Below are 13126 nucleotides of genomic sequence, written 5' to 3'. Positions count from 1 at the left end.
GGAACGCCTGGAGGTGGGGCCCGCGGAGACGTCCCCCGACGGCAAGGCCCTGCGCCCCTGGGTGGGCGCGCTCGATGGCGCAATCAACATCAGGAGGTTCGAGGCTCGCCGGTACCGGCTGCCCTCCGGGGAGTTCGCGACCGGCGCGGTGGTCCGCGTGTATCTGAAGAGGTACTTCGACGGCGCCTCCTTCGCCTCCGACGAGCAGTTGGAACGCCTGCGGGAGTCTGCCCGGGCAGGCGTCGACGCGATGTGGAACACCGGTCACCGGCTGCCCGACGGGGATGTCTTCCGGCTCGACCTGGAGTTCGTCACCGATCCCGACACCGCCCATCACACGGTCACCGTGTACGGCCACCTGGAGCGCCGCGCGACCCACCTGGAGTGGGGAACGAACACCGGGCCGAACACCATCGCGCACGAGGTGGGCCACCTGCTGGGCCTGGAGGACGAGTACCGCGAGAGAGACGAGTACGGCCTGCGCGCCGTGTACCTCGACGGGACGCTGATGGGCGCGAGCCACATCGACCCCACAGGACGCTTCCTTGTGGACGTCGACCTCATGTCCGAGGCCCGGCACTCGGGACGGGGCACGCAGCGGATCCCTCCCCGTCATCTGCGTCAGCTCGGAGCGGGCATCGAGCAGGCCCGGAAGCAGTCGGCCAGGGACAAGGCATCCCTGGAGGCCACGCTCCGGGACTGGGAGACCCGCGGGGAAGAGAACGAGGAGAACGGCGAAGAGAGCAGGACCGAGGAGGGAACGGCCCCGAACAGGGCGGATCAGGACAGGGACCTGTTCCAACCGGCTTCGCCGCCGGCCGGGGCGCGGTTCTCGCCGGATGTCCTGCGCGCGGTGCTGCACGGGGAGTCGCGTCCCGGACGCGGTGGCCGCCTGGCCCCGGGTGCCGGGTCGTCTCGTCCGATGCCTCTGGTGCTGGACGGCACCACCCGTCCCAACGGCACCTACCGGGCCGAGTATCCGGAGGACGGGTCCTCGGGTGCCGAGGACCGCTGGCTGCCCGGCGCCGGTGACCTGGCCGGTGTCCACCCGCAGCGCGGGCTGATGATGTTCCCCGCGCACTGGACGGAGGAGGACGCGGTCTACGCGGCCGAGCAGGCATACCTCCACGCCCTGCGGGAGGGGGCCGTCCGGCCCGCCCCGGGCCGCGGCGCCACCCAGGTGTGGACCGGTGAGTACGCGGGCGTGCGGATCGAGGGGGAAGTCGTCGGGGGCGCCTTCACCGGTTTCCGGCCCAGTGACGACCAGCCCGGCACGCCCGCCCCGGCCTACGCGCCGCCGGTGCCGCTCGGCACGCCGCAGAGCGGTCCCCGCTTCGGGCAGCGGGTCGAGGACCTGGTCCGCTACGGCGACCGCCGCACCCTCGGCGGCGCCCACCACGCGCCCAAGGTCGACGAGACGTTGTACGGCCTGGTGATCATGCCCGGTCAGGAGAACGACAACGGCACCTACCAGGCCGAAGTTCGCTTCCTCGACCCCTCTGTGTCTCCGCACGATGCCAAGGGCGCGGCGGACGCGGGCAACTGGCGCCCGCACCGGGACGGCGACCAGCACGTGATGTTCCCCGCCGACTGGGCGCCGCACGCGGTGCTGGACGCCGTCTCGGCCGCCCACGACGCGGCCGTGGCGCGGGGGATGTCGAGGCCGGTCGACGACCGCGGCACCTACCACTGGGTCGGCACGGCCCAGGGGGTGCGGGTCGAGGGGCTGGTGCGTGACGACCGGCATCTCGTGTTCCGGCCCACCGCGGTGCAGCCGTACCCGCGCTGGCCCGGCCGCGCGCCGGTCGGCGAGGCCCTGCACTCCGCGTCGGTTTCCGGTGCCGGGCTCGATGTCCGGCACGTGCTGTTCGACAACGGGCAGCAGGGCGTCGAACTGGTGATCCGGTTCCACCTGGCCGCCGCGCCCGGCACCGACACCGCTCAGCTGGAGTCTCAGTTCGACAGGCTCCGGAGGTCGACGGCCTCCGAAACCGCCCAGGCGTGGCAGAGGTCCGGCAGCGACGGCCCCCTGCTGCGGCTCGACCTCGTCCGGGTCGACAGTGCGGAGGAGGCACACCACTCCCTCCAGGTCGGTCCCGAGAACGTGGACGGCTTTCCACAGCAGCTCATGGAGCTCGTACCGGCAGCGGACGATCTGCGGCAGCTCGCGGTCGACCTGCTGGACGACGGGGCGCCGGGCGCCGACCGGTGGCGGCTGCCCGCCGACACCGACGCGACGGCGGCGGAACTCGGACAGGAGGAACTGCGCCACGCCCTCGACGTGGCCGATCCCTTCGGCCGTCCCACCACCCTGCGTGAACCCGATCCGACGGAACGGGGCGACTGGCCGTCGCCCCCCGTCCGGGAGGACGAGAGCGTGTCGGAGCCGGGCTGGCCTGGCTTCGACGCGGAATCCGGCTGGCCTGGCTTCGACACGGAATCCGGCTGGCCTGGCTTCGACACGGAATCCGGCTGGCCTGGCTTCGACACGGAATCCGGCTGGCCTGGCTTCGACACGGAATCCGGCTGGCCCGGCTTCGACACGGAACCCGGCTGGCCCGGCTTCGACACGGAACCCGGCTGGCCCGGCCTGGACATGAGTCGGCCCAGCGACGACAGCCCGCGCGGCGGCGAGGGCACACCTGGCTTCAACGCGCGAGGGATCTGGCGTTCCGGCGCGCGCTCCGCCCCCGCCGAGGGCGTGCCGACCACGGCGGAGGGCGCGCGAGACGCCCGGGGCGAGACGCAGCACGCCACCAATGACACTGTGGACCCGGCATCCGCCGGGGTAGACCCGTCCGCGGCGCGACCTCCTGCGGAGGAGCCGCGGGACGGTCTACCGCTCGACGCTGACACCGTCCCGGCCGTTTGGGACCGTCTGCGGGGCATCTGGGACGCGCTCACCGGGTTGCCGGCGCGGCTCGTCGCCTGGGCCGGCCGGGTCTGGCAGTCCGTCGTGGACCTGCTCAGCCGCCACGCCCACCCGCACGCCGAGCCGGGTCCCGCCTCCGAGCCGAATCCCGCCTCCGACCCCGACACGCCGGTGCCCGGCGCAGAACCCGAGGTGCCCTTCCCGGGCGCGACGGAGACCGACCCCGCCTCCGACCCCGACGCGCCGGTCCCCGACACCGCGCCCGAGGTGCCCTTCCCGGGCGCGGTGGAGACCGGCCGCGCCCGGATCCGGCCGGTCCAGGACGCCCGGTGGGTCGGGGAGCCCGACGGGGGCGCCCTGTGGCTCAGGCACTTCGAGGCGCGCCGGTACCGGCTGCCGTCGGGCGAGTTCGGCTCCGTCGCGGCGGTCCGCCTGTTCCTCAACCAGAAACGGGGCCGGCAGATCACCGAGGAGGCGCTCACCGATCTGAGGCAGCGCGCCCAGCAGGGTGTCGACGAGCGGTGGAACACCGGCCACCGGCTGCCCAACGGGGATCTCTTCCGGGTCGACCTGGAGTTCGTGACCGAGTGGGATTCCGCACACCACGTCGTGACCGTGCACTCCGACTATCCGCGTGCCGACCACAGGAACTGGGGAACCGACACGAAACCGCAGGTGCTGGCGCACGAGGTGGGGCACCTGCTGGGCCTGGAGGACGAGTACCGGGAGGGCGACCGCAACCGCCAGCGCGCCGTGTACGAGGACGAGGGTCTGATGGGCCCCTTCCTGCGCGACCACCGGGGCCGCCCCGAGGTGGACGTCGACCACTTCGTCGGAGCGGACTGGGGCCGGATGCGGATCGCTCCCCGGTACCTGCGCCAGCTGGGGGCGTGGATCGAGGACGCCCTGGGGACGGCCGACCGCCGGACCGCGCACGGGGTGGCCTTCTCCACCGAGGACACCCTGCACCCGCGCGCGGACGGGCTGCCCACGCGCGCCCACTTCGCCCTGGACGTGCGCAGGTCGGCGCTGTACGGCGAGGCCCGCACCGGTGGGGGCGGGCGCATCACCCCGCCACCGGCCTCCGACCGTCCCCGGCCCGTGACGCTGGAGGGCACGGCCAGGGACAACGGGACCTACCGTGCCACGTACCCGGACATGCACCGGCGAGGAGTACGGGAGAACCTCACGGACCTGATCGCAGGCGATCTCCTGCTTCCGGCTCAGCCGGACCCGGGGCTGATGATGTTCCCCGCGCACTGGACCGAGGAGGACGCGGTCTACGCCGCCGAGCAGGCCTACCTGCACGCCCTGCGGAACGGCACCGTCCAGCCGGTGCCCGGGCGGTCCGGTGTCCACACGTGGCGGGGCGAGTACGCCGGCGTGTGGATCGAGGGAGAGGTCTCGCAGGGGGTCTTCACCGGCTTCCGCCCGAGCGACGACCAGGCCGACACCCTCACTCCGACTCATGCCGCACCCCCCGCACCTGCCGTCGGCCCTCACGGCGGTCCGGTCTTCGGCCGTCGTGTGGAGGACCTGGTCCGGTACGGCGACCGCCGCTCCCGCACCGGCGCCCACAGCGAACCCGGACTGACGCGGGCGGACCAGATGAGGTTCCACGGTCTGCAGATCAACCGCGGCCAGGAGCACCACAACGGAACGTACGACGCCGATGTCTTCTTCCTCCACCCCGCGCTCCGCGTGGGTCCGGGCCGCCCGTTCCTGCCCCTTGCATGGGAGCAGCACGTGGACGGGGACCAGCATGTGATGTTCCCTAGCGAGTGGAAACCGGAGACGCTGCTGGGCAACGTGGAGAAGGCGCACGGGTCCGCGCTCGACGCGGGCACTGTCAGACAGGTCGACGACCGTGGCACGTACCACTGGGTCGGTACGGCCGCAGACGTCCGCATCGAGGGCCTGGTACGCGACGGCCGGCATCTCGTCTTCCGGCCCACGTACGTACAACCGCACGTCACCTGGCCCGGCTCCGGGCCGGTCGGCGAGGTGCGGGTTCCCTCGGTGACGGTCGCGAGCGACGACGGCCGGGTGCTCCCCTTCGACGTCCGGCACCTGCTGTTCGCCAACGGTCAGCGCGCTGTCGAGCTGACCGTCCGGATACATCTCGACCCCGCGCCCGGCACCGATCTCGCATGGATGGACAAGACCTTCGACAAGGTTCGGCAAGAGATGCCCGGTGCCGTCATCCGAGCCGCGAACGTGTCGCAGACGAACGGTGCTCTGGTCGGGCTGACGCTGCTGCGCACCGATGACGTGGAGCAGGCCCATCACACACTGTTCGTGGTCGGGCGCGACCTGCGCCGCATGGCCAGTGGAATCGTCGGCTTCCTGCCGAGGGGCACCGAGCTGCGCACTTTCGTCGAGCAACTGGTGAACGGCTGGGCGCCGCCCGCCGACGCCTGGCGACTGCCCGCCGACGCCGACCAGGAAGACGGACCTCGGGCTCTGAGCCAGGCCGTCGAGCGACTCGCATTCGCCGACCCCTTCGGCCGGCCCACCACACTGCGTGAACCCGATCCCTCGCAGAGGGGTGACTGGCCCTCGAACGTCCCGTCCGGCGCCCCGTCGGCCCCGCCGGCGGACTTCGACGACCTGGACGAAACGGAAATCAACGGCCTGTCCCTGTTGATCGCCCCCGGCACGACCGACGGCGACAACCTGTCGGATCTGTCGGATCTGTCGGACGGCGAGACGGACGACGACATCACCGCCCCCGGCGCACCCGCGCGGACGCCCGCCTACCGTCCTGCCCCCGTGAGCACACCGAACGCCCACCCGGAGGAGGAGGCCGCGCCCGAGCCGGAGGACGACGAGGAGCGGCCGGGAGCCGGTGACGTCACCGGTGAGCCGGAACCGGCGGGCCAGGACGACGAGGTGCCTGCCGCCGGCGGACCGCGCGCCGCGAGCCCCGCTGTGCCGCCAGCCCGTTCCGGCCGCACCGAAGCGGTGCCCGCCGAGTCGTCGTTCCACGAACCGGAGGCGGCCGACGGGCGTCGGTCGCCGGGCGTCGGCCGTGCCCTGTCGGCGCCGTTCTCCTCGTCCGATGAGGCTGGGGCGGCCCAGGAGCGCGAACCGGTGGCCGTCCAGCAGCCACGGCCCGCAGCCGAGCCCCCGGTAGCTGCCGGGGAGTCGGGCGCTGCGGCTGACACATCCCAGGCGCCGTCGGGCGAGGTCGTTTCGCCCGTGCTCGGTTCCGCCGTCGCCTCGTTCGCCGGTACCACCGGTGACGGGCCTGCTCGGCCCGGTGAGGCGGACGAGCGCTCTTCGGGGCAGCCGGAGGACCAGGATCACGCGGCGTCCGAGGAGGGTGCCGAGGCCGCCCCTGAGGTTGGTGAGCGGCGAGACACTTCGATCCGGATCGAGTCGCAGCTCGACACCCACCGGCCGCCGCGTATCGACCTTTCCATGCCGGCACCGTCGCCACAGGCGGGACCGGTGCTGTTCGACGACGACAGTCGGCTGCCGGAGCATTTCGGCTTCAGCCAGTACACCCTCCGCGGCGTCGACAGCGTCGTACAGGCGATCACCGACCGGCTCGGCGCGGGCCGAAGCAGTAGCACCCCCGGCCTGGACGAGGCGCTGGAGGACCTGCGGCGCGCGCTCGGCGCCACCGCGCACGTCTTCGACGGCGACGGGTACGAATCCCCTGCCTTCGGCCACGGCCTGGACCAGGTGCTCAGAGTGACGACGCGGCCCTACGGGAACTGGGAGCGGTTCGCCGATGCCCAGGCTGATCCGGCCGTGCGGCAGGCGGAGCAGGCAAGCAGGGTCACCACCGGCACCACCAAGAAGGTGTCCAGCAGTACGGGGCTCTCGGCCGGCGTTGCCCTCTGGCCGGGCGCGTGGCCAGTGTCCGCGCGCGTCGGCGCGGCGGCCGGGGTCACCCGCGCGCAGCAGTACGTGATGGGGGACCGGAGCACCGCCAGGCTGGAGCAGTACTCCAAGGACGGGTCGCACCTCCACCTGGACGACGTGTGGTACGAGGTCTCCGTCAGTGGTCCGCCGCGGCTCGGGAGTGCCGGCCGGGGGCGCAACAGCAGCGTCCCGGGCGAGGACACGTTCGCCTTCGCCGTGCGGCACGGGCTGGCGGTGCGGCTGCCGGACAGTGCGACGGCACCCGGCGAACCGGGCCGCGTGCCGAGCAGGATCGAGCTGGGGCCGCAGTCCGACTACCGGCTGGTGCACACCGAGGGATACGGGCCCGTCAAGCGCCTGCGGGACCTCATCCTGGAGAAGCTGGAGCTGGATGGCGCCGGGAACAAGGCCGCACGTGAACGGATCGCCGGGTTCTTCAGCTCGGAGAACTTCCACGGTCTCGCGGACCGGCTGGCCCGGGGCCCTGTGACGACGGGGTTGTTGTCGGCGGACGACGGGTCGCCGCTGGGGGCCGTCATCGTGGAGAGGGCCGTGCCCGGCGAGGCCGAGTGGCTCACCGAGAGCAAGGCCGTCGAGTTGCGCAGCACCATCCAACAGACCGTCACGAACGAACGCATCGCCTCCAGGACGTCCAGCAGAGAACTCAGTGCCGGCGTCGGTAAGTTCTTCGACTCGGGCAACCCCGCCTGGGGCCCGGTCGTGGCCGGTATCGGTGGCAGCCTCAGCCGCAGCACCACGCAGGGCACCGTCTTCGGAGGCTCGGGAAGCCGAAAGACCGTGGGCAGGGTCAAGAAAGCGCCGACGGCCCTGTACCGGGTCGTCAAGACGGTGACGGTGCGCTTGCCCGGTGTGCGCGAGCCCGTCAGCGTCGAGACCTGGAGTCTCGACCGGATGACACACACCGAGGCACGTCGCCTCGCGGGCTGGGACGACGGCACGACCCTGCGCGCGAGGAACGCCATCGAACCCTTCGCTCCGCTGTACCTGACCCCGGACCGCCCTGCGATGCTCGGCATGAGCAGGGTCGAAACCCTCACCCACGCGGGCGGCAACCTGACGGGCCCGGACGGGCGGCGCGGCTTGCTGGAGACCTTCACGGACAGGGTGATCGACGAGGCCGCTGCCCGCCATCCGGACCTGTTCGTCCCGCTGGGCGAGTCCGGCACCCCGAACAGCCGCCGCCGGCGGGACATGCTGCACTACAACCTGGCGTTGCAGAACACCCTGACGGTCATGAACGTGCTGTCCTACCACAGCGTGGCCGGCAGCCTCGAGGCACTCACCACGACCGGGATCACCATCGACCTGATGGCCAGGCCGACCGGTTTGCTGCGCCCCCGCCTGACGCTGCACATCAGCGGTGTACTGACGGGACGCCGCTACGAGGGCACCCAGAACGACTTCACCGTGAGGGCCGCCGCGCCCGGCACGACACGCCTCGACGGCTCGCATGGGGTGACGCGCGCCATCGGCGCGGGGACCGACGCGAGCGTACGGGTCAACCCGGCGGAGGGGTCGCGGCATACGGTCACCGTTTCTGCCGGCCCCCGGTGGGAGCGCGCCGAGGGCCGCGGCGGCGACCACGGTTCAACCGTCTCGCACGAGACACTGGCCGAGGGCTCGAAATCGTCCCACCTGTTCGGCTACGACCTGGAACTCACCGCGAGGATCGACGGGTTCTCGCGCTACCGCAGCGGAGCGAGGGCCGCCTCGCTGGGCGTACTCGGCATGCCGTCCTTCCTCCGGCAGGAGGGGGATACCGCCCTCGCCTCGATGCGGGGCCGGGTCCTGCTGTCCGTGCCGGACGAGCACACCCCCGCCACGGATCCGCACGCCGACGGGGCGGGCAGCCCGAGATCCGTCGTGGAACCACTGGACATGACCGAAGCACGTGCACTGGTGACCGGCGAGCCGCACGCCCGGGGCGACCTGCTGACCGCGTCCGAGAGCCACGGGCAGGACGTGTCCGGCGACGAGGGCCCCTGGCAGAACGTGTTCGGAAGCCACCCCTACCAGACGCTCAGCATCGGCGCGCACCCGGAACTGAACAGCGCCGCCGAAGAGCTGATGGCGGAGTTGTCCGGCGGGTCCTGGCGCTTCACCAGGACCGGCGCCCTGCCGCACGACTTCCTGATGCGGCACTTCCAACCGCAGTACCTTGCTGCCGGCTTCGACCAGGCGTCCGCCTCCGCCGGGTCCCGGCTGCTGCTCAGAGCTCAGGGCGGCCTGCGGGACCGGGACGGCACCGTGGTGCACCGGATCCGGGTCCTCGATCTGGTCGTGGTGTCCAAGCCCGTCACGATAGCGACCGAACACTCGCTCTCCATGGATCTGCAGGCGGCGGGATCGGCGAGCACCACCCGCTCCTCCGCCTGGTCCCTCGGGGTCACCGCCGCGCACGCGCTGACGGGGCGGGACGGGACAGCGCTCACCACCGCCTACGGCCTGTCGTACGGCCGGGCCGGCTCCCTCACCACGGCCACCGCGGTCTCGCGTACGGTGACCTTCGAGGTCGGCCATGGGGACGACCGCCACCACGTCCTGGTCGCGGGTGACACCCGGCACGAACTCGCCGGCTCGCTGCGCCCGGGCGGCGCCCTCGGCCCGCTGCTGAGCTCGTGGAACCGCAACAGCTTCGCCGGCAGGCGGCTGACGTTCACGAACGACTGGCTGGGGCACCTGCCGGAGAAGGCCGCGCATGAGCTCGGGTTCATCCAGGACGGGCTGGGCCGGGTGCCGCGCTACACCGCCAGGCCGTGGACGCTTCCGAAGTGGCTGCACGACCACCCCTTCGGCTCGTATGCCGCGGGCGAGCTGGACACCGGCAATGTGCTGACCGCCTTCATGCAGGAACTGCGGAACCGGGGCGTCGCCGTCGACGAGACGGGGCTCGAGCGGCTGCGTGACATGGTCTCTCCGCGAGCGCTGCGGGCCCTGCGCGAGCACATGACCTCCATCGGCGCGGCCGCCCGCACCCGCCTCAGCCATCGGAACCTGGCAGGTATCCGTATCGGCGGTGGTTTCGGCTCCCTGCGGGTGGAGCTCATCGCCGGCGAGTCGACATTCGACCGCCTCGACCACGGACTCGTCGTGTGGGACGCCCGGGTCGCCACCATGAGCGAGACCGAGCAGAGGTCCGCGGAAACCTCCCGTGGGGCCGGCTGGAGCATCACCCAGGGCGTGGGGACCGTCTCCTCGGCCGCGTCGCCGCACCCGGGCGATCTCACAGCCGTGCGGGCGGGCCTGAGCGGGCGGCTCGGCACCGCGGACCAGCTGTCCTCCAGCCGGTCCCGCACGCAACAGCGGATGCAGATGTTCTACACGGTAGGACCGCACGCCGAATACCTCACCGGGTACGAACTGCGCCTCACCCTCGACCGTGGAAACGGCGAGACCGTCACCCACCAGGGCTCGGTCGGCCTGCTGCGGGAACAGATGCCGTTGAGTCTTACGGTCCCCGAGGCCCGCTCCGTCACGGAAGGCGATCCACTTGGCACGCCCACGCTGGACACGACCGCGCGGTCGGTCAGGTTGCGGGCACGGGGGGAACTCTCCCAGCAGGACATCGACGACTGGCGTTCCGTTGCACGGCCCGACGGCACCAGGGCGCCCTTCGAGCCGCCGGCTCAGGGTTTCCAGGTCCGCCGTGTCAGCGGGCTGCGCAACCTCAGGGAGGCCGGCGAGCTGGCCGTCGCCGCGGCCTACGGCACCCGCGTCGACGCCACGCCGGACCGAGCGCGCGAGCTGACCGGACGCGCTCTGGACGCGGCGCTGGAAAAGGCCCGTGACTCGGCGCTGACCCGGCCCGGTACGGTCTCGGGGCTGGCGTTGGACGAGGCGATCAGCGACGCGGCGCTGGCCCCGTTCTTCGCGGAGAGCGGGGCCCGGGACGGCTACCGCGTTCTGGGACTGGACGACGACACGTCCGTGAACTGGTCCCACGGCCAGTACCGGCTCTACTCCAAGCCGGACCTCTCCCGGGCCACCCTGCTGACGGTGTTCCCCGACAGCGCCATGATCACCATGGAAGGAGATGCCACCAGCGCCGGCACCGCGCTCTCGCACAGCGCGAGCCAGGGCGTCTCGGCCACCCTGCAGCCAGTCCTGTCCGCCGGCCAGGCCGGCTCGGCGGTCCCGGCTGTCTCCGGGACGGCCGCCTCCGGCGAGGCCGACAGGCGTGCCGTCTCGGCCACGCACAGCGCCGCGAACAGCACCGAGCGGGGCGGACGCCACTTCCTGTTCGCCGTCCCGACCGCCTGGTTGGGCATCGCCGAGGTGCAGCGATGGCTGGCGTTCGGCCGGGTCAGGCCCCTTCCGCAGGGCGTCCACGCGGACACCGTGCTCGAAGTGCTCGTGAGTGAGGACGTCGCCCGGGACCTGGGCCTCGTCGACGACGGGAACTTCCCGCCCGTGGTCCAGGACGCCTGGACGCAGGTCACCGAGGCGGGCGACGCCTGGGCAGGTGCGGACCGCGCGTACTGGCAAACGCGCCGGGAACTAGCCGAACTCCGGGAGAACACCCAGGAGCCGGAGGACACCTCGGAGCCGGAGAACAACCCGGAGCCGGACAACAGCGAGCTGCTGGAAACTCTGCGCCGACGTGCCGAGGACGCGGTCGGCGAGTACCACCGCGTGCGGGCGGAGGCCGACCGGCTCACCCGCTGGCACCGGATGCCGGCCGAAGCACACCGGCCGGGCGAGCCGGAGACGCGCGCGGGCCTGACCGAACCGCCGGCCGTGGTGTTCACCGCGGCGGACCGCGATCCGGACCCCGAGCGCCCTGTGTACGTCGTCCAGGAGGGCGCGCCCGGCGATCCTGAGTTGCTCATCTCGCCGGAATCGCCGCAGGGCCGCCAGTCGTACACGCTGTACGACGTGCCCGAGGACGGGGACGGCTTCTACCACGCCCTCGCCGAAGGACTGCACCACGCCGACCCGGAAAGGCTCGGCACCCGGGTGGACGTGACGGACCGACAGGAGCTGGTCGGGGGTCTGCGACGGCTGCTCGCCGACGAGCTGCACCACCACGCCGACCTGCTGGCAGTCACCTCGCCCGACACCGGGGACACGTTCAGCGGCGACGAGTTGGAGGCCGGCGGGATCACCTCCACGGGCACCGTCCGGATCAGCAACCTGAAGCCCGGCACGATGCCCTTGAACAGGTCCGAGCGGCGCGAACTCGCCGACTCCGGCCACATACCGCTGCACACCGTGCTGCCGGAGAAACAGCGTGAGGGTCTGGCCCGGGAGCAGCTGCTGCGCGGGGGTGACGCCCCCAAGCGCGCGGGATGGGACCACGGCGCCGCGGACCTGTTGCCCGTGCTGGCCGCCCGTGCTTTCGGTGTACGGGTCACCGTGGTCGGCGCGGACGGGCGGTTCCAGGACTTCTCGCCCTCGCTCTCCGAGGCCGCAGACCCTGCCGAGGATCAGCTGCCGCACGTCGTGCTGCAGTTGAAGGACCAGCACTACCGGCCCGCCCTGCCCTCCGCCGACGCCCGGCGGGAGCCCCCGCTTCCCGCGCCCGCCGAGGCGGCGCAGGACCGCGAAACGCCGGCCGCCCGGCCGGCGCGGCCCGCCTACACCACGGCGCCGTGGGCAGCCGGTTCCGGTCCCTGGCGCCCGGCCTTCACACCGGGCCGGACGCCGACGCTGACCGGCCCCGACGGCACGGTCCACACCCTCGTCGAACCCGTGGGCGACGGCAACGGCTTCTGGTCCGCCGTCGTCGCCGGCCTGCCGGACGTCACCCGTGAGGAGCGCGCGCTCCTCACGGCCCAGCCGCACATGACCCGCCCCGAGGACGCCACGAGCGCCACCGCTGAGGGCGGCGTCTGGGACGAGGCGACCGAGCAGGCCGCGGCCCGGCACGCGGCCGACGTCCTCCGCGCCCACGTGACCGTCGTCGCCGAGGACGGCACCGCCCGTACCCGTGCCACCGGCGGCCAGCCGGACGGCCGCAAGGTGATCCTGTACCGCAGAGGCCGGGAGTACCTGCTGGCCCGACCGGACCGGCCGACGAACGACGTCCCAGGAGCCGTGGACGGCTCCGCCGAAAGGTCCTCGACGGAACAGAGCGCGGCCGTACAGGACTTCGGTGCGGAGTTCCGCGCGCTGCTCGACTCCCGGGACGTGCTGGACACCCATGTGCGGCGCGATGACGTGGAAGGCCTGGGCTACTCCCGGTCGGCCACCGCCACCTGGGAGCTCGCACCCGACACCGAAGTGCCGCTGCGCGATCTGGCACTCACCTCGGCGGACCTCGCGAACCTGTTGCGCAAGCGTCCGGAACTCTTCCCCGAGGCGGTGCGGGAGGACTTCGCCCGGCTGACCGCGCAAAAGAAGGACGGCCGGCTGCCTTAG

Annotated in this window: 1 protein-coding gene (running past one end of the window); it reads left to right on the top strand. The window is 72.5% G+C overall.

What is annotated here, in order from left to right; all coding sequences use genetic code 11:
* On the top strand, positions 1 to 13126 hold the final stretch of the coding sequence (locus tag ACIBTS_RS02335) for an EndoU domain-containing protein (protein WP_399315923.1). It extends 15161 nt beyond the left edge of the window; only the last 13126 of its 28287 coding nucleotides appear in the window; its start codon lies beyond the left edge, outside the window; its stop codon occupies positions 13124 to 13126.

It is taken from the genome of Streptomyces sp. NPDC050121, assembly GCF_044460385.1.
GTDB lineage: Bacteria > Actinomycetota > Actinomycetes > Streptomycetales > Streptomycetaceae > Streptomyces > Streptomyces soliscabiei.
Note: the sequence above shows the minus strand (reverse complement) of the source record. Positions and strands in the feature narration are given on the sequence as shown.